The following is a 17,854-nucleotide window of genomic DNA, read 5'->3' on the forward strand; positions in this document are numbered from 1 at the left end:
TCGTGGGAAGAGCGGTCCGTCATTGCTGCGGGCTCTATTCCCCTGACGTGTGCCTAAGGAGCCCCAAGTGCGTGTTGCACGTCGCTTCACCGCGCTGTCGCTTCCTCTCCTGCTTGCCCTCGCCGCCTGCGGCTCCCCCGCTGAAGAACCCGCCGCGGACCAGTCGTCCAGCACAGGAGAGTTCCCCGTGACCGTCGCCGACGCGCGCGGTGACGTCACCATCGAAGAAAAGCCCACCCGCATCATCTCGCTGTCCCCGTCCCTGACCGAGATCCTGTTCGAGGTGGGAGCCGGCGACCAGGTCGTCGCCGTCGACGAATACTCCAACTACCCGCCGGAAGCCCCCACCACCGACCTGTCCGGGTTCACCCCCAACGTGGAGGCGATCGCCGACTACGAACCCGATTTGGTGGTGCTCTCCGACGACAGCAGCGACATCACCGAACAGTTGGAGAAGCTCCACATCCCGGTCCTGCTGCTGCCCGCCGCCGAGAAACTGGAAGACACCTTCGCCCAGATGGAACTGCTGGGCGAAGCCACCGGCAACGCCGACGAAGGCATCGACGCAGCCGAAGAACTGCGGGAACGCATGGACGCCATCGTCGCGGAGGTCGTCGACGACGGCGCAGCCGGGCTGAGCTACTACCACGAGATCGACGCCCAACTGTACTCGGTGACCTCCGACACCTTCATCGGGCAGATCTACGACCTGTTCGGCCTGGTCAACATCGCCGACGAAGCAGAAGACCCCGCGGGCGGCTACCCGCAACTGTCCGCGGAGTTCATCGTCGAACAAGACCCCGACCTCATCTTCGTCTCCTACCCGGGCGGCGTGGACGACGTCCTGGGCCGTCCCGCGTTCGCCACGGTGACCGCGGTGCAGCAGAAGAACGTGGTCGAAGTGGACGCCGACATCTCCTCCCGGTGGGGGCCGCGGGTCGCCGACTTCGTCGAGGAAGTGGCTGAGGCCATCGAAACGGCGCGCAGCGAATGATCAGTGAGCCCTTCCGAGCTGGCCCCCAGGCAGGGCTTCGGATGGGCGTCGGACGCCGGGACCTACTCGGCCCGCTCTGGCTCGGGGTGGGGCTGGTCGCCCTGTGCAGCGCGATGGTCCTGGGGATCAGCGCGGGCGCGGCCTCCCTCACCCCGGCCGAGATCGTCCGGGAGTTCCTGAGCCGCATCCCGTTCCTCGACGTGGAGTCCACGCTCAACGACCGGCAGCGGGCCGTGCTCGACCAACTGCGGGTGCCCCGGGTCGTCCTCGGTGCCCTGGTGGGCGGGCTGCTGGCCAGCGCCGGCGCCGCCTATCAGGGAGTGTTCCGTAACCCGCTGGCCGACCCCTACCTGCTGGGCGCGGCCAGCGGGGCCGGGCTAGGCGCGACCCTGGTCATCGTGGGCGGCGGATTCCTGCCGAGCGGGCCGCAGCTCATCCCGGTCGCCGCGTTCCTCGGGGCCCTGGTCGGGGTGATGTCCGCCTACCTGCTGGGACGCACGGCAGGGGGCGGAGGCACGGCATCCCTGCTGCTCGCCGGGGTCGCAGTGTCGTCCTTCCTCACCGCCACCCAGACGTTCATCCAGCAGGCGCGGATCGACGAGCTGCGGCGCGTCTACGCCTGGATGCTCGGCGGTCTGGGATACAGCGGCTGGGAAGGCCTGGGGCTGGTCGTGCCGTATGCGGCCGTGGCCATAGCGGTCCTGCTCGGCAGCGGATTCCTCCTCGACCTGCTCGCCCTCGGCGACGAGAAAGCCGTCAGCCTGGGAGTGCGGCCCGGCCTCGTCCGGATTGTCGTGATCTTCGCGGCGTCCCTGGCCACCGCCTCAGCCGTCGCGGTCAGCGGCCTGATCGGCTTCGTGGGCCTCGTCGTCCCGCACATCGTGCGCCGCCTGGCCGGCCCCGGCTACCGGCGCATCCTCCCAGTGTCGCTGCTGTTCGGCGGAGCCTTCCTCGTCGTCGCGGACATCGCGGCCCGTACCCTGCTCGCCCCGGCCGAGCTTCCCCTCGGCGTGGTGACCGCGTTCGTCGGCGCCCCCTTCTTCGTGCTCGTCCTGCGCGCCACCCGGTCGCGGGCCAGGTAGCTGCCCCGCAGCACCGCGAAGACGCCACGACGAGGGGATACCGGCACATGACCCGCGGTCTGGAAGACTGAAGGCGCTATGGACTACACGATTGTTGTCATCGCGATCGCCATCGTGGCACTGGTGGCGGTCGGGGGCGCGCTGCTGATCGTTCCGCGCCGCCGGGTGGGGAAAGCGGAGCAGAAACCCGAACTCGACCAGCCGGAAGGCCGTTCGGGTGCGGGGGCCACCGCGGTGCTCGAACCGGAAGAGACCGAGGGGGCCACCGCGGTCGCCGAACCCGAAGCCCCTCCGGTGCCGGCACCTCCCCCGGCACCGGAGATCGAACTCCCGCCGCCCTCGGCCGGGCGGATGGTGCGGCTGCGCGCCCGTCTCGCCAAGTCGCAGAACGTCTTCGGCCGCGGCCTGCTGAACCTGCTGGCCAGCGACAAACTGGACGAGGACACCTGGGAGGAGATCGAGGACACCCTCATCACCGCCGACGTCGGTGTCACCTCGGCCACGCAGATCACCGAAGGGCTGCGCACCCGGGTGCGTGTGCTCGGCACCCGCAGTGTCGACGAAGTCCGTGCCCTGCTGCGAGAAGAACTGCTCGCCCACATCAACCCGAAGCTGGACCGTACCGTCCGCACCAAAGGGCCGGGGGAGCGTCCCGCCGTGATCATGGTGGTGGGCGTGAACGGGGTCGGTAAGACCACCACCGCGGGCAAACTGGCTCGGGTCGTGATCGGCGACGGCGGCAGCGTCGTCCTGGGCGCTGCGGACACGTTCCGGGCAGCCGCCGCAGACCAGTTGCAGACCTGGGGAGAGCGCGTCGGCGCAACCGTGGTGCGCAAACACGAAGGCGCGGACCCGGCCAGCGTGGCCTTCGACGCGGTCTCTCAAGGCATCGAGCAGGGGGCCGACACCGTCATCATCGACACCGCGGGACGGTTGCACACCAAGACCGGCCTCATGGACGAGCTGGGCAAAGTCAAACGCGTCGTGGAGAAGAAAGCCCAGGTCGACGAGGTCCTGCTGGTGCTGGACGCCACCACTGGGCAGAACGGCCTGCGGCAGGCGCGCGTGTTCGCCGAGGTCGTCAACGTCACCGGCATCGTGCTGACCAAAATGGACGGCACGGCCAAGGGCGGCATCATCATCCAAGTGCAGCGGGAGCTCGGGGTGCCGGTCAAACTCGTCGGGCTCGGTGAAGGCCCCGACGACCTGGCGCCGTTCGACCCGGAAACCTTCGTCGACGCCATCTTGGAGACCTCCTGAACCACCGCGGCGCGGGGCGACCCGCGCCGCGCCGAACAGCCCCACGGGCACACCGCGGGCAGCCAGCAGACAGCAGACCGGTGGGAGCCGCATCCCGCACGGTCTTTTTCTTTATCCCGTCCCGCTCCCGCCCGTCCCCACCCCACACTGGCCGCAGCCGGCGGAAGCCCGGCAGGGTCCAGCACGTTTCACACGCCTGTAACGCACCGCTTCAGGTCTTCACGTGCGCGCAACAGTCCGCAGCACACCGTGTAACACGCCCGGCGGAAGCTTTCAGGGCAAGGGCGGAACGCGCTTGAGGGCACACCCGAGCGAAAACCCAAGCCCTGGACCCCAACCATCCCCGCGCGCACCATCATGGAGGCAACGTGCTCGATACCGGTACCACTGCCTGGCTGTTAATGAGCGCCGCACTCGTCATGCTCATGACCCCCGGCCTCGCCTTCTTCTACGGGGGCATGGCGCGGGCCAAGAGCGTCCTCAACATGATGCTGATGAGCTTCACCAGCATCGCCATCGTGAGCGTCCTGTGGGTGCTGGTCGGCTACTCGCTGACCTACAGCCCGGGCTACGGCCCGCTCACCCACCTCATCGGCGGTCTCGGTGACTTCGGCTCCAGCGGTTTCGTCAACGCTGTCGACGAGGAAGGCGGCTACCCGCTCCTGGTCGACGTCGGCTTCCAGATGATGTTCGCCATCATCACCGTCGCCCTGATCAGCGGTGCCATCGCCGACCGCGCCAAGTTCGGCGCCTGGCTCCTCTTCGTCCCGCTCTGGTCCCTGTTCGTGTACTTCCCTGTGGCCCGCTGGGTGTGGGGCGGCGGCTGGTTCGACCAGTTGGCTGACTGGTTCGGTGCCAGCGTCGTCGACTTCGCTGGCGGGACCGCGGTGCACATCAACGCGGGTGCTGCCGCGCTCGCCCTCACCTTCGTCCTCGGCCGCCGCAAAGGGTTCGGCTCCGAGTCCATGCGCCCGCACAACCTGCCGTTCGTTCTGCTCGGCGCGGCACTGCTGTGGTTTGGCTGGTTCGGATTCAACGCCGGATCCGCCTACGGCGCCAACGAGACCGCCAGCCTGGCCCTGGTCAACACCCAGGTGTGCACCGCCGCAGCGACCGCCGCGTGGATGCTGGTGGAACGCGTCCGCTACGGCAAGGTGACCGCGCTCGGATTCGCCTCGGGGGCCGTCGCCGGGCTGGTCGCGATCACCCCGGCCGCCGCCAACCTCACTCCTGTCTGGGCAGTGGTGCTGGGCCTGGTCGCCGGAGCGGTCTGCGCCTACGCGATCAGCTGGAAGTTCAAGTTCAAGTACGACGACGCCCTCGACGTGGTGGGCATCCACATGGTCGGCGGCATCATCGGTTCGCTGGCGCTGGGCGTGTTCGCCTCCGCCACCGTGGGGGAGGGCGCACCCGACGGCATCCTCTTCGGCGGCAGCCCGATGTTCCTCCTCGTGCAGTTCATCGCCGTGGCGGCCACGACCCTCTACTCTTTCGCGGTCACGTGGCTCATCGCCAAGGCCATCGACATGGCGATGGGCTTCCGCCTGCCGGAGCACGTGGAGACCAACGGGCTGGACACCGAGCTTCACGCTCAGTCCGCCTACGCCTTCGACGAACTCGACACCGTGGAACTCTCCTCGTCGCTGCCTCCGGGCGAGGAGAAGCCCTCAGCGCAGGTGCGGGTCTAGCGTCCCCAACGGAGAGGACGCAGCCTAAGCCGTAGGCGATGGGGACGGCAGGCCGGTGAGGAAAACCCTCACCGGCCTCGCTGTCGTCTGCGACCATAATTCTTCGGCCGGGACGCGACCGGGGGTCGTCCAACCGCTGCGAGAACCCTGGTGAGGTTGGATAGGCTCAGAACCCGACTCGACGCCGTGCCGGTCGGAACTTAGTCCCCGCGCGTGGTGGACGGGAGGCACACGGCACGATCGCGATCCTCCGGGTTTCTCGGTTCCCGCAGAACCAGAGCAGACCCCGGTACGTCCAAAAACTTCGAGTACACCCCCATCCCCCTTCAGTGAAGGCCAGGAGGCACTATGGCGCGGGCGATTCGCATGCCTTGGCGATCAGTGAGAACGACAATCCCCGTCGCGGGGGTCGCGGTGTTCGCACTCAGCACCACCGGATGTGGGTTGCTCGGCATGGGACCAGGAGAAGGGCCGGAGCCGTCGCCCTCCCCGACTCCGGTGAGCGCGGGGCCGCTCTTCGAAGAGGCGGTGGCCGCGTTAGAAGAAGCCGCCGCGATCCAGATCCAGGGACAGTTCTCCGACCCCGACGACACCAGTGACGTGGTGAGCACTTCGGTGACGGTCACCAACACCGGGGCGGCACTCGGCACTTTCCAGGCCCGTTCGGGCAGTGAAGCCGACTACTTCGAAGCCGACGGCAAGCTCTTCCTCAAAGCCGACTCCGACTACTGGCTGACCCACGACGTGTTCAACCCGGACGGGGACGCCTACCCCGACCACTGGGTGCGGGTCACCCAAGAACAGTTCGGGCTCGACCCGGGAGGCGTGCTGGCACCGCCGAAGCTCGCCGAGAGCCTGCGCGCCCAGGCCCCCAGCGACAACGCCGAAGCCGTCGAGGAGAAGCTGGACGGGGTTGTCGTCTACCGCGTCGACTTGGCGGGCGGCACGGCGTGGATCACCTCGGAAGCCCCGCACACGCTGGTCCGCATGCAGATCGAGGAGCTCGCCCCGGCAGACGGGGAAGGGGTGGCCAGCCGGATCGACGCGAGCTTCGCCGAGGTGGACACCGCCACCGTGGAACAGCTCTACGACGATCTCGTCGCCTACGCCGAAGAGGAGCTGGGATCTGCGCGGGATGCCCGTTTGGAGGTAGCCTGGGCAGAAGAGGAGCTCGGTGGTGACTGCCAGACCGGCGGCGCGTGCACCATGATCGGCAAGGTCAAGGAGATCAGCGGGGCAACCGAGGGCTCCATCCTGGTGCGCATGGACGGCTCCTTCACCAACGACGAGCTGGGAGAGAAGACGTGCAACACGACCGGCAGCCTGAAGGCCGGCGGCACGCTCGAACTCTCGTGCTCGATCGACTACGCGTTGGCGCCGAGCCCGGACCCGGTCACCTACCAGATCGAGTTCAAAGCCAAACTGTCCACCCGTGCACTCTCTGGGGATGCCCGCGAGGAGCTGGTCGCCGCGCTCAAGGAGCAGCGGGAGGCCACCCTGTCCGGTGACGCCGGGGAGGACGCGGACGAGGGGGAGGAAGCCTGACCCGGCACGGCTGGCGCCACTGCAAGGGCTTCTCACACCGTCACCACAGCCGGCGCGGCCCTCGCCCCCCGGCGGGTACCCTGAGGGTCTAACCCGAGAGACGAAGGACAGAGCTCACCCGTGTTCGAGACGCTTTCCGACCGCCTGACCACGGTCTTCTCCTCGCTGCGCGGCAAAGGCCGTCTCTCTGAGGAGGACATCAACACCACCGCACGCGAGATCCGTGTCGCCTTGCTGGAGGCCGACGTCGCGCTGCCCGTCGTGCGCGAGTTCATCGCACGGGTCAAGGAGCGGGCCCGCGGTGCGGAGGTTTCCAAGGCGCTGAACCCGGCCCAGCAGGTCATCAAGATCGTCCACGAGGAGCTCATCGAGGTCCTCGGCGGGGAGACGCGGACGATCCGGTTCGCGAAGACCCCGCCGACGGTCATCATGCTGGCGGGTCTGCAAGGTGCCGGTAAGACGACCTTGGCCGGCAAGCTCGCCAAGTGGCTGGCCGACCAGCGCAACACTCCGCTGCTGGTCGCAGCCGACTTGCAGCGCCCCAACGCGGTCACCCAGCTCCAGGTGCTGGGGGAGCGGGCGAATGTCGCGGTGTACGCGCCTGAACCGGGCAACGGCGTGGGCGACCCGGTCGAGGTGGCCCGTTCGTCGATCGACTATGCGCGGCGCAACAACTACAACGTCGTCATCATCGACACCGCGGGCCGCCTGGGCATCGACGAGGAGATGATGCAGCAGGCCGCCGACATCCGCGACGCGGTCTCCCCGGACGAGATCCTCTTCGTCGTCGACGCGATGATCGGTCAGGACGCGGTGACGACGGCGCAGGCGTTCCTGGAAGGTGTCGGCTACGACGCGGTCGCGCTGACCAAGTTGGACGGCGACGCGCGGGGCGGTGCCGCGCTGTCGATCCGGCACCTCACCGGTCGGCCGATCATGTTCGCGTCCACGGGGGAGAAGCTCGAGGACTTCGACCTTTTCCACCCCGACCGCATGGCGTCGCGCATCCTCGACATGGGTGACGTGCTCACCCTGATCGAGCAGGCGCAGCGGACGTTCGAGGAAGAAGAAGTCGCGAAGATGGCCAGCACGCTGGCCTCGGACGAGGACTTCACTCTGGAAGACTTCCTCGAGCAGATGATGATGATCCGCAAGCTCGGCCCCATCGGCAAACTGCTGCAGATGATGCCGGGGATGGGGCAGATGCGGGAGCAGATCGAGAACATCGACGAGCGCGAGCTGGACCGGGTGGCGGCCATCATCCGGTCGATGACCCCGGAAGAGCGAGCCAACCCCAAGATCATCAACGGCTCCCGCCGCCTGCGGATCGCCAAGGGTTCGGGAACCCAGGTCAGCGACGTCAGCGGCCTGGTCACGCGCTTCTTCGAAGCGCAGAAGATGCTCCGCCAGCTCAAGCAGGGCGGGCTCCCGGGCATGCCCGGGATGCCCGGCTTCCCCGGCATGCCCGGCATGGGGCCCGGCCGGAAGAAGGCGGCCAAGGCAGCGGGGAAGAAGGGCAAGAAGAACAAGCAGCGCAGCGGCAACCCGCTGAAAGCCCGGCAGCAGGAGGCCGAGCGCGCCGCACAGCGCGAACGGAAGCGGGCCGAGGAGCCCGCTCCCCCCACCCTGCCGCCGGGGCTGGGCGCCGGAATGCCCCAGTTGCCTCCCGCGTTCGGGGGCGGGCTTCCGGACCTGTCCGCTCTCAAACCGCCGAAGAAGAAAAAGTAGGACCGAACACCCTGGCTGCCGGAGTGGCAGCGTTGTGCCGCTCCGGGCCGCGGAAACGGCCGCGCCACGGTTTGGGAGCCTGCACAACCCGCGTCCGATTATCTGGCACAATTGGGTGGTGACTAACGGCGTGCGGAGTCAGCCCTCTATCTCACTCCTCACGCCCACGTCCCACCCGACGCGGCACCGCAGCCCCACGCGGTGTGTCGGCCAGGGTGTTTCCGCTTAACCGGGAGAGACCACACCAGTGGCTGTCAAGATCAAGCTCAAGCGTATGGGGAAGGTCCGTACGCCCCAGTACCGGATCGTCGTGGCCGACGCGCGTGCCAAGCGTGACGGGAAGGCGATCGAGGAGATCGGCAAGTACCACCCGAAAGAGGAGCCGAGCCTCATCGAGGTGAACTCCGAGCGGGTGCAGTACTGGTTGTCCGTGGGGGCTCAGCCCACCGACCCGGTGCGGCACATCCTCAAGCTCACCGGTGACTGGCAGAAGTTCAAAGGGCTGCCCGCACCGACCAAGCCGCTCAAGGTCGCCGAGCCCAAGGACAAGGAGGCTCAGGAGGCCGCCTTCCAGGCTGTGCTGAAGGAGCTCGTCCTGCCGGGCAGCGAGAACAAGGGCGGAAAGTCCAAGAAGGCCGAGGAGAAGTCGGCCGAGAAGACCGCGGAGAAGTCCGAGGGCGAGGCCTGACGTGCTGGAAGAGGCGCTTGAGCACCTCGTCAAGGGGATCGTAGAGAATCCCGACGACGTTCACGTGCGGTCCCGCAGGATTCGTAAGGGCAAGGTACTCGAAGTCCGGGTCCACCCTGACGATCTCGGGAAGGTCATTGGTCGCAACGGCCGTACCGCCAAGTCGCTGCGGACCGTTATTGGTTCTCTGGCAGGCAACCGGTACGTCCGGGTCGACCTGCTCGACCTGAACGAGGTGCACTGACTCGCGCCCACGACGCCGGAACGAGCGGCGTCCCCATACTTGTGATGCGAGCGCGAGGACAGGGGACTGCTCTGTCCGCGCGCTCGCTTTGCCGTCTGTTCCTCCACTGGCGTGTTCTGCGGCATCGGCTGTGACGCGCAACCACACGTTGCCCGGGAGACAAGAGAGTGCGTCTCGTCGTTGGACGAATCGGCCGCCCGCACGGGGTCAAAGGCGAAGTGACCGTTGAGGTGCGGACCGACTCACCCGAGGAACGCTTCGTGGTGGGCAAGGCACTGGAGACCGACCCCGCTGACGTCGGACCGTTGACGATCACCGCGCAGCGGTGGCACAAGGACCGGCTGCTGGTGCGTTTCGAGGAAGTTCCCGACCGCACCGCGGCTGAACAGTTGCGCGGCGTCTTCCTGGTCGTGGACTCTGCCGAGCTGCCCCCGTTGGACGACCCCGACGAGTTCCACGACCACGAGCTCATCGGCTTGCGGGTGGAGACGGTCGACGGCGAAGCGGTCGGAGAAGTCGTGGACGTCCTGCACCACGCCCAGGACATGCTGGTGGTCAGCGGGGAGAAAGGCTCGGAGGTCCTCGTGCCGTTCGTCCGCGAGCTGGTCCCCGACGTCGACACCGCGGCAGGCCGTGTCGTCATCGACCCGCCCCCCGGCCTGCTGGAACTCGGTCGCTGACCGTGCCCTGCGGGCCTTCCGCCGGGGAGCGTTGCTGTCTGCTGCCCGGGGAGCAGTGTCGGGACGCAGAGCCCGGCCGGGGGCGAGAGAGATTAGGATGCGGGCCTGGTCCGCGTGTGCTGCCGCAGCGCGCTACCGGATCGGCCCGGGAGCCGGAAAGGCCGCCCTGAGCCTATGCGCATCGATATCATCACGATCTTCCCCGACTACTTCACCCCGCTCGACCTGTCCCTGATCGGCAAGGCACGCCGTTCCGGGCTGATCGACGTGCGCCTCCACGACCTGCGGCGGTGGACCTACGACCGGCACCACACCGTGGACGACACCCCGTACGGGGGCGGGCCCGGCATGGTGATGAAACCGGAGCCGTGGGGGGAGGCGCTGGATGAGATCACCGCTGACGCGGACGCGGGGACTCCCCGGCTGATCCTGCCGACGCCGAGCGGACTGCCTTTCACCCAGCAGGACGCGGTCCGGTTGGCGAAGGAGCCTTGGCTGATTTTCGCGTGCGGGCGCTACGAGGGTATTGACGCGCGGGTGGCGGTGGATGCGGCCCAGCGCATGCCGGTCGAGGAGCTCAGCATCGGCGACTATGTGCTCAACGGGGGCGAGGTCGCGACGCTGGTGATCGTGGAGGCGATCTCCCGGCTGCTGCCCGGCGTCCTCGGCAATGTGGAGTCCATCACGCAGGACTCGTTCGCGCCGGGGACGATGGACAATCTGGTAGAGGGACCGGTCTACACTAAGCCTCCGGTCTGGCGCGGCCACGAGGTGCCGCCGATACTGCTGTCCGGGCACCACGCGGCGATCGACCGCTGGCGGCGCGACGAGGCCCTGCGTAAGACCGCCCGCAACCGTCCCGACCTGATCAGGCGCCTGGACCCGGAGAGCCTTGACAAGCGGGACCGCGAGGTCCTTGCAGAGGTGGGGTTACAGGAGACCTCGGAACCTGTGGCAGACTAGGAAGGGTTGTCCCTGACAGCCGATCTGTGTCGGCGTTCCGTGAGCCCTAGGGTTTCCTCACAGGGATCGGGCTCGGGTAGCAGGGGCGACATTTCCACCCAGCAATCCGCCCGCGCGAGCGCAACCCGTCGGCGCGGCGCGCTGTCGATGAGGAACCGCTGAGATGCACACCGCCATTCAGGAGCTTGAGAAAGCCCAGTTGCGCTCCGACGTGCCCGACTTCCGTCCGGGCGACACGCTGAACGTCCACGTTCGGGTCACTGAGGGCAACCGGACTCGGATCCAGGTCTTCAAGGGTGTGGTGATCCGGCGGCAGGGGTCGGGGATCCGCGAGACCTTTACCGTCCGCAAGATCAGCTACGCCGTGGGCGTGGAGCGGACGTTCCCGGTGCACAGCCCGGTGATTGAGAAGATCGAGGTTGTCTCCCGCGGCCGGGTCCGCCGTGCCAAGCTCTACTACCTGCGCAACCTGCGCGGTAAGGCCGCCCGGATCCGCGAGCGCCGCTAGTCGGTCCGTGCGGTGCCGCGACAGCGGCGGGGTGGTGCCCGCGAGTCACGGCATCGCTAGCGGCGGAAGTCGTTGCGCTCGGCTAGGCTTCAGATTCGATGAGCAACGACGAACGGTCTGGCCCAGCCAGGAACGACGACACAAACGACGCTGTCGGCCGTCCCGCTGCAGGTGATCCGGTCGACACCCCGGGCTCCCCCGTGCCTGCGCACGGGGGAGCCGACGTGCTTTCCGAAAGGGCAGCCGCAGGGCGCGACGACACCGCAAAGAATTCGGATGACACCATGAACGCGAAAAAGAAGGGCGAAGAGAACCAGGGATCCTTCTGGAAGGAACTCCCCATCTTGATCGTGATCGCCCTAGTGTTGGCGTTCGTCATCCAAAGGTGGGTAGTCCAGCCCTTCCACATCCCGTCCCGGTCGATGGAAGAGACGCTCATGGTGGGCGACCGGGTGCTGGTGAACAAGCTGGTCTACCAGTTCCGCGACATCGAGCGCGGCGACGTCATTGTCTTCAACGGCGGTGGAAGCTGGGACGAGGGCAGCGACGTTGTCGTTCCTTCAGGCGGCAACCCGATTTCGCGGTTCTTCACCTGGGTCGGCCAGCAGATGGGGGCCGCTCCCACCGGCAAGGACTACATCAAACGGGTGATCGGTCTGCCCGGCGACACCGTGGAATGCTGCGATGAGCAGAACCGGCTCATGGTCAACGGGGTGCCGCTGGACGAGGACTACCTCTACCCGGACAGTCTCGCTACGCACCAGGAGTTCGGCCCGGTCACGGTTCCGGAAGGCCACCTGTGGGTGATGGGCGACCACCGCGCCATCTCCTACGACTCCCGTATGCACCAGAGCGACAACGGGGGCGGCAGCATCCCCGAGGAGTCGGTGGTCGGCCACGCGTTCGTCATCGTCTGGCCGCCGGAGAACATCGGGCTGCTTTCGTCGCCGGACACGTTCGCTGAGCTCAACGAGAACAGCAAAGTCGCAGACCAGGCTGCAGCAGCGCTCCCCTTGGCACTGGGGCTCGCCGGTGCAGTCCCCGTGCACCTGCTGGGACGGGGTGTGATCCGCAGGTGGCGGAGCGGCGGAGCAGACGGGCATTGCCAGAACTAGCTGCGGGTAGTTGACATGTGCCTCACTATGGTGCTGTGGGTGTATTTCCGTTCACCGCAGTGATGAGGCATATGCGTCCCGCGGCGTGACCGATAAGGGGGTCGGGTCACCGTACCGGAACGGCACAACGAAAGCGAGCTGTGTGATGAGTTCTGAGGACCTGGAAAAATACGAAGCCGAGATGGAGCTCCAGCTCTACCGCGAGTACCGGGACGTCGTCGGACTGTTCAGCTACGTGGTGGAGACTGAGCGCCGCTTCTACCTGACCAACCACGTGGACCTGCAGCCGCGTTCCGCCGAGAACGGCGAAATGTACTTTGAGGTCACCATGCGGGACGCCTGGGTTTGGGACATGTATCGGCCGGCCAGGTTCGTCAAGAACGTCCGGGTGGTGACCTTCAAGGACGTCAACATCGAAGAGATCACCAAGACCGACTTGGAGATCCCGCCGCACCATCCCGGGGACTGAGCTGGCGTTCGCGGTTGCCCCCCCTCTTCCGCGAAACCGTGGACATGACCGCCGTCGTGCGGCCTCCTGGGCAGGCAGCAAGGACGCATCACCTCGGAATTGCTCCGATGATGGGAAGACCCCCTCACCAGGTCGGGAACGGCGACACCCCGTGAGGACCTGCAGCGGGGCTGTGCGGCGCACGGCACGCCTACCCCGCCTGGTCACTGGTACGTGACGGTTGTCCACAGCTGAAGAAAGCTCACGCTACGCCCCGTGCTCGTCCACCACCGTAGCTGGGGGAGGTGGTGCGGGTGCGCACACGAGCACGGTTGGCGGACCAACGCCGTACATTGGGCCAGCGCGGCGAGGAGCTTGCCGCGCGCTATCTGACCCGGCACGGGATGCGCGTCCTCCAGCGCAACTGGCGGTGCCGTGACGGCGAGATCGACATTCTCGCCCGCCAGGACCGCACTCTCGTGGTGGTGGAAGTGAAGACCCGGGCGGGGAGACGCTTCGGTACCCCGCTCGAAGCAGTGGACGAGACGAAACGCGCCCGGCTGCGCGCTCTGGGATACCGCTGGGCGCGGGACCACGGCTGCTCCGCCCGGATCCGGGTGGACGTGGTGGGGATCCTCGTACTCCCCGGCAACCAGTGGTTCCTCCGCCACCAGCGGGGGGTGGCGTAGCGATGGCGCTCGCCCGCACCCGTTCTGTAGCCCTGCTCGGGGTGGAAGGCTACGGCATCGACGTTGAAGCCCACATTGGGACCGGCAAACCCGGGCTGACACTCGTGGGCCTGCCGGATGCCGCGCTACGGGAGGCCCGCGACCGGATCAGGGCCGCGATCGTCAACAGCGGCGAGCACTGGCCGGAAACCCACATCACGGTCAGCCTGTCCCCCGCCAGCCTGCCGAAACGCGGCAGCGGCTTCGATTTGAGCATCGCGGTGGCGATCCTCGCGGCCAGCGGCGTCGTCCCCGCAGCAAAGGTCCAAAAGACCGTGTTCCTGGCGGAGTTGAGCCTGGACGGGCGGACCCGCCCTATCCACGGGATCCTCCCCATGGTGCTGGCCGAGACCGTGCACGGCTGCCGCACGTTCGTGGTGGCGCGGGCCAACGCAGCGGAGGCCCGGCTAGTAGGTGAAGCCGACGTCCACGCCCTGGGGTCGCTCGCCGAAGTCGTCCAGTGGCTCCGAGGCGAACCCGTCGAGGCCACCGAGCCAGCCGACACCGAGGAGCAGGCCAGTGCCCTACCAGAGTCCCGGGAGGGCACGGCCGGGCCGCGCCCCGACCTCGCCGACGTGCTAGGCCAGCCCGTGGCCCGCAAAGCAGCGGAGATCGCCGCGGCCGGGGGACACAACCTTTTCCTGCTGGGGCCGCCGGGCAGCGGCAAAAGCCTGCTCGCGGAACGCATTCCCACGATCATGCCCCGTTTGGAACGCGAGGAGGCGCTCGAAGTCACCGCGATCCACTCGGTAGCGGGCAGCCTGCCCCCGGACAAGCCGCTGATCACCCGGCCGCCGTTCTGCGCCCCGCACCACACGGCGACCCGCGCCGCCATCATCGGCGGCGGCAGCAGCATGCTGCGGCCGGGCGCGGTGAGCCTCGCCCATCGTGGACTGCTGTTCTTGGACGAGGCCCCCGAATTCGCCCGGGGAGTGTTGGACTGCCTGCGCCAGCCGTTGGAGAACGGGGAGGTGACGGTGGCGCGCGCCGCCGCCACCGCCCGGTTTCCCGCCCGTTTTCTGCTGGTCATGGCGGCGAATCCGTGCCCGTGCGGCACGTCGGGCCCCCGGTGCGTGTGCCCGTCGGCGGCCCGTCGCCGCTATCTCGGCCGCCTGTCGGGGCCGCTGCTGGACCGGGTCGATCTCAAAGTGGAGCTGCACCCGGTGTCCCGCGCCGAGCTGCTCGCCGACCAGGCGTTCGTGGAGTCTTCCGCCATGGTTGCCGAGCGGGTCGCCCAAGCCCGGGAGCGGGCAGCGTCCCGCCTGCAGGGAACCCCGTGGTCGTGCAACGCGGTAGTGCCGGGGACGGAACTGCGCCGCCGCTTCCCGCCGCAGCCGGAAGCGCTGCGCGTGCTCGGCGAAGCCATGGACCGGGGCACGTTGAGCGCCCGCGGCGCCGACCGGGTCCTCAAACTGGCGTGGACGATCGCCGACCTGGCAGACAAAGACCGGCCCACTGCCGAAGAGGTCGGGTATGCGCTCGCCTTGTGGACGGGGAGCGCCCAGTGACCCCGGCGGAACAGCCGCAAGCAGCATGCTCGGCGGGGGAGGCGGCAGCCCGGGCCGGGTGGAGCGCAGTCGCTGAACCGGGGGATCCGGTGCTTGACGCGCTGCTGCGCACGTATTCTGCCGCACAGGCATGGGAGGCGGTGTGTGCAGGAACACCGCTCCCGCTGCCCGGCACGGCGGTGAGCACGACGGCCTACCGCCGATGGGAACGGTGGCAGGCCTGCGCCCGTGACACCGACGTCGATGGGATGCTCACCCGCGCCGGGGAGCTCGGTATCCGCCTGGTCGTGCCGGGGGATCCCGAGTGGCCGAGCCAGCTCGACTTGCTCGCGGAACGCCGCCCGTACGCGCTGTGGGTTCGCGGTACGCACGACTTGCGGAACGCGTGCCTGCGCTCGGTGTCCATCGTAGGGTCGCGGGCCGCGTCCGCCTACGGGCTCCACGTGGCGGTGGAGATGGCTGCGACACTGGCCCACCACGGCTGGTGTGTGGTGTCGGGCGGAGCGTACGGCATTGACGGGGCAGCCCACCGGGGCGCGCTGAGCGGGGACGCGGCCACGGTGGCTGTCTTAGCGTGCGGGGTGGACCTGGCCTATCCGAAAGGGCACGAGCAGCTTTTCGCGGAGGTCGTCAACCACGGGGTGGTGGTGAGCGAGTATCCCCCGGGTACTGCGCCGACCCGTCACGCTTTCCTGGTGCGTAACCGGCTGATTGCCGCGCTCACCCCGGGAACGGTGGTGGTCGAGGCCGGGCAGCGCAGCGGGGCGATGAACACGGCCGCGCACGCCCAGGAGCTGGGCCGCACGCTGATGGCGGTGCCCGGACCGGTCACTTCGGCGCTGTCAGCGGGATGCCACCGCCTGCTCCGCGACTACCAGGCGGTGTGCGTGACCGGTGCCCGCGACGTCATGGAACAGCTCAGTCCGCTGGGCGCAGCGGAGGGCGACAGCAGCGGGGGAGTCCAGGTGAGTGCCGACCTGCTTGACGACACTGCACAACGCGTGCTGGGCGCGTTGCCGGAGCGGGGCAGCGCGGGCGTGGCGCGGATCGCGGCAGCCAGCGGGCTGGGCCCGGACGCGGCGCTGCGGCAGCTCGGCCTGCTCGCCGCCGCGGGGCATGTGGAACGTACCCCCACAGGGTGGCGGCGACGAATCCCCGGTGCACGTCGGCCCCGCGGATAGCGCACCGGGGCAGCCAGGAATCTCCGCGTACCTTTCTCCCCCTGGTGCTGCTCTCCTGTTGTTCCGCCATTCCGCAGCGGCCTGTCTTCGGGTTATTTCCTCAGCGGGAGGGGAGCCGGGTGAGTAAAAGCCGGGAAAGGTGAGGATATGCGCTCGGCATGCAGGTATTCTCTGGAGCTTTTGTTCTGCCCTATGGCAAAATTTCAGTCATGTCGTGGAAGCAGATCAGAAAACGCCAAGAGACCGAACGTCTCGGGCCGCTCAGAATCTACCGGGATGACCTGGAAGCTATCGCTAAGACATTGGATGAATTCGGTGACTTGGAGATCACCGTCAACGGAGAAGTGCGGTGCAGCGATCCCGGGGGATTCGCTGAACTCGGCAACCAGCTCCCCGAACGGCTCGAGAGCGTGGTGATGGAGGCCGCTGCAGGTGAGGCCATGGTCAGAGTCGAGCTGGGCCAAGGGGCAAAGATAGAGGTCATCGAGCCTGGGCTGGCAGCTCGAGGGGCGCAGGCAAGGATCAAGGAGATCTGTGCTCCTCGTGTTGTCCGGCGCGGGTGGAGGATTTTCCTCTATTTCTTGCTCTTCGTGGTATTCGCCTTGTTGAGTCCTCTGCTTAAAGAGCAGCTAAGCTCTTCTCAGTGGACCGTGCTGTTTTCTGTTGTTCTCGCTATTTTTGCGTTTTTCTCTCTGGCTGATATAGCCATCATGGAGAAGAACAAGCTTGAGGACGTCATCCTCAATGTGCCCAGATCGGAACGCCCTCCCTTCATAGAGCGGCTTTTCGCTGACCGCGGCGTGTCTGCTTTCTGGACGCTGGTCGGCGGGGTGATCGGCTACCTCGCCAATCAGATTCCGGGATGGGGATAGGGCACGCGACGGGTGTTCTTTCCCACGGCAGAATTCCCTCGCCTGACCGCGGCTGCTGTGCCGCGCACGTTGGCTTTCCACTGGCCCAGCCTGCGCAGCCACGGGCGGTTCTCCGGCTTTGCTGCCGCACCCTCTCCACGGTCGAGGCTTACTCCACCACCGAAGAACAGGCGCCCTGCTGACGGAATCCCCGGTTGGCGCCGTCCTCGTGGGTAGGGTGCTGAGCGTGAGCAGGTATTCCAGTCCCGTCCGGCTCGCCGAAGGACCGCTGATTTTCGTCTCCGGGCAGGTGCCCGAGGCTGCGGACGGCAGTGTGGCCGAAGGCGATGCGATCGCGCAGACCCGGCAAGTCTTCGCGAACCTCAAAGCCGCCTTGGCCCCGTACGGCGCGGACCTGCGCCACGTCGTCAAACTCACCTACTATCTGCGCCACATCGCCGACTTGCCCGCGCTGCACCTCGTTTTAGACGAAGAACTGGTCTACGAACCCCGCCCCGCGGGAACCCTGGTGGAGAGCAGCGGACTGGTGGATCCCCGCTACCTGGTGGAAATCGACGCGGTGGCGGTCCAACCGGCCCCGTCCACGGACACCGCGTCCTAACGCCCCTGGCCGCGCAACAGA

General features: G+C 67.6%; 18 protein-coding genes. All 18 read left to right on the forward strand.

Features of this window, described 5'->3' with window-relative positions:
* The first annotated feature begins 67 nt into the window (after window positions 1–67).
* The 18 genes from TFU_RS03280 to TFU_RS03365 all read left to right on the forward strand — a co-directional run bounded on the left by TFU_RS03280 (window position 68) and on the right by TFU_RS03365 (window position 17,833).
* Complete coding sequence (locus tag TFU_RS03280) at window positions 68–994, forward strand: ABC transporter substrate-binding protein (RefSeq protein ID WP_011291103.1); 927 nt, start codon at window positions 68–70, stop codon at window positions 992–994.
* Window positions 995–1,035: 41 nt separating this feature from the next.
* Entirely contained in the window at window positions 1,036–2,076 is a 1,041-nt protein-coding gene (locus tag TFU_RS03285) for a FecCD family ABC transporter permease (RefSeq protein ID WP_011291104.1), read from the forward strand.
* Window positions 2,077–2,154: 78 nt separating this feature from the next.
* Complete coding sequence (ftsY, locus tag TFU_RS03290; RefSeq protein ID WP_011291105.1) at window positions 2,155–3,336, forward strand: signal recognition particle-docking protein FtsY; 1,182 nt, start codon at window positions 2,155–2,157, stop codon at window positions 3,334–3,336.
* 368 nt (window positions 3,337–3,704) lie between these two features.
* Entirely contained in the window at window positions 3,705–5,024 is a 1,320-nt protein-coding gene (locus tag TFU_RS03295; protein WP_011291106.1) for an ammonium transporter, read from the forward strand.
* A gap of 453 nt (window positions 5,025–5,477) precedes the next feature.
* Window positions 5,478–6,569, forward strand: coding sequence for a hypothetical protein (locus TFU_RS03300; RefSeq protein WP_152436221.1), 1,092 nt, complete (start codon window positions 5,478–5,480; stop codon window positions 6,567–6,569).
* Between the two features lie 120 nt (window positions 6,570–6,689).
* A complete protein-coding gene (gene ffh, locus TFU_RS03305) occupies window positions 6,690–8,297 on the forward strand; it encodes a signal recognition particle protein (RefSeq protein ID WP_011291108.1) in 1,608 nt (535 codons plus the stop codon).
* Window positions 8,298–8,544: 247 nt separating this feature from the next.
* Window positions 8,545–8,985 carry a 30S ribosomal protein S16 gene (rpsP, locus tag TFU_RS03310; RefSeq protein ID WP_011291109.1) on the forward strand — a complete coding sequence of 147 codons (441 nt, stop codon included), beginning with the start codon at window positions 8,545–8,547 and terminating at the stop codon, window positions 8,983–8,985.
* Window position 8,986: 1 nt separating this feature from the next.
* Entirely contained in the window at window positions 8,987–9,229 is a 243-nt protein-coding gene (locus TFU_RS03315; RefSeq protein WP_011291110.1) for an RNA-binding protein, read from the forward strand.
* 167 nt (window positions 9,230–9,396) lie between these two features.
* Window positions 9,397–9,909: a ribosome maturation factor RimM gene (gene rimM, locus TFU_RS03320; RefSeq protein WP_011291111.1), complete on the forward strand. Its 513-nt coding sequence runs from the start codon at window positions 9,397–9,399 to the stop codon at window positions 9,907–9,909.
* Between the two features lie 174 nt (window positions 9,910–10,083).
* Window positions 10,084–10,872 carry a tRNA (guanosine(37)-N1)-methyltransferase TrmD gene (gene trmD, locus TFU_RS03325; RefSeq protein WP_011291112.1) on the forward strand — a complete coding sequence of 263 codons (789 nt, stop codon included), beginning with the start codon at window positions 10,084–10,086 and terminating at the stop codon, window positions 10,870–10,872.
* A 163-nt stretch (window positions 10,873–11,035) separates the two neighbouring features.
* The gene (rplS, locus tag TFU_RS03330; protein WP_011291113.1) at window positions 11,036–11,380 is read left to right on the forward strand and encodes a 50S ribosomal protein L19; all 345 of its coding nucleotides are present in this window, start codon (window positions 11,036–11,038) and stop codon (window positions 11,378–11,380) included.
* Between the two features lie 284 nt (window positions 11,381–11,664).
* The gene (gene lepB, locus TFU_RS03335) at window positions 11,665–12,495 is read left to right on the forward strand and encodes a signal peptidase I (RefSeq protein ID WP_370492426.1); all 831 of its coding nucleotides are present in this window, start codon (window positions 11,665–11,667) and stop codon (window positions 12,493–12,495) included.
* A gap of 145 nt (window positions 12,496–12,640) precedes the next feature.
* Complete coding sequence (locus TFU_RS03340; RefSeq protein WP_011291115.1) at window positions 12,641–12,964, forward strand: DUF2469 domain-containing protein; 324 nt, start codon at window positions 12,641–12,643, stop codon at window positions 12,962–12,964.
* Window positions 12,965–13,257: 293 nt separating this feature from the next.
* Window positions 13,258–13,632, forward strand: coding sequence for a YraN family protein (locus TFU_RS03345; protein WP_011291116.1), 375 nt, complete (start codon window positions 13,258–13,260; stop codon window positions 13,630–13,632).
* A 2-nt stretch (window positions 13,633–13,634) separates the two neighbouring features.
* Entirely contained in the window at window positions 13,635–15,179 is a 1,545-nt protein-coding gene (locus TFU_RS03350; protein WP_011291117.1) for a YifB family Mg chelatase-like AAA ATPase, read from the forward strand.
* Window positions 15,176–16,360: a DNA-processing protein DprA gene (gene dprA, locus TFU_RS03355; RefSeq protein ID WP_011291118.1), complete on the forward strand. Its 1,185-nt coding sequence runs from the start codon at window positions 15,176–15,178 to the stop codon at window positions 16,358–16,360. The genes TFU_RS03350 and dprA overlap by 4 nt, the downstream gene beginning before the upstream one ends.
* 158 nt (window positions 16,361–16,518) lie before the next feature.
* Window positions 16,519–17,232 carry a hypothetical protein gene (locus TFU_RS03360; RefSeq protein ID WP_011291119.1) on the forward strand — a complete coding sequence of 238 codons (714 nt, stop codon included), beginning with the start codon at window positions 16,519–16,521 and terminating at the stop codon, window positions 17,230–17,232.
* A 226-nt stretch (window positions 17,233–17,458) separates the two neighbouring features.
* Complete coding sequence (locus TFU_RS03365; protein WP_011291120.1) at window positions 17,459–17,833, forward strand: RidA family protein; 375 nt, start codon at window positions 17,459–17,461, stop codon at window positions 17,831–17,833.
* Window positions 17,834–17,854: the final 21 nt, after the last annotated feature.

The sequence above is a fragment of the Thermobifida fusca YX genome (genome assembly GCF_000012405.1).
In the GTDB taxonomy this organism is placed as follows: Bacteria; Actinomycetota; Actinomycetes; order Streptosporangiales; family Streptosporangiaceae; genus Thermobifida; species Thermobifida fusca.

Coding starts and splice junctions, on each gene's coding strand:
- rplS (WP_011291113.1), top strand. CDS start 11,036: ATGCACACCGCCATTCAGGAGCTTGAGAAAGCCCAGTTGCGCTCCGAC.
- lepB (WP_370492426.1), top strand. CDS start 11,665: ATGAACGCGAAAAAGAAGGGCGAAGAGAACCAGGGATCCTTCTGGAAG.
- TFU_RS03300 (WP_152436221.1), top strand. CDS start 5,478: ATGGGACCAGGAGAAGGGCCGGAGCCGTCGCCCTCCCCGACTCCGGTG.
- TFU_RS03285 (WP_011291104.1), top strand. CDS start 1,036: ATGGGCGTCGGACGCCGGGACCTACTCGGCCCGCTCTGGCTCGGGGTG.
- TFU_RS03340 (WP_011291115.1), top strand. CDS start 12,641: ATGAGTTCTGAGGACCTGGAAAAATACGAAGCCGAGATGGAGCTCCAG.
- ftsY (WP_011291105.1), top strand. CDS start 2,155: ATGGACTACACGATTGTTGTCATCGCGATCGCCATCGTGGCACTGGTG.
- TFU_RS03350 (WP_011291117.1), top strand. CDS start 13,635: ATGGCGCTCGCCCGCACCCGTTCTGTAGCCCTGCTCGGGGTGGAAGGC.
- trmD (WP_011291112.1), top strand. CDS start 10,084: ATGCGCATCGATATCATCACGATCTTCCCCGACTACTTCACCCCGCTC.
- TFU_RS03360 (WP_011291119.1), top strand. CDS start 16,519: ATGCAGGTATTCTCTGGAGCTTTTGTTCTGCCCTATGGCAAAATTTCA.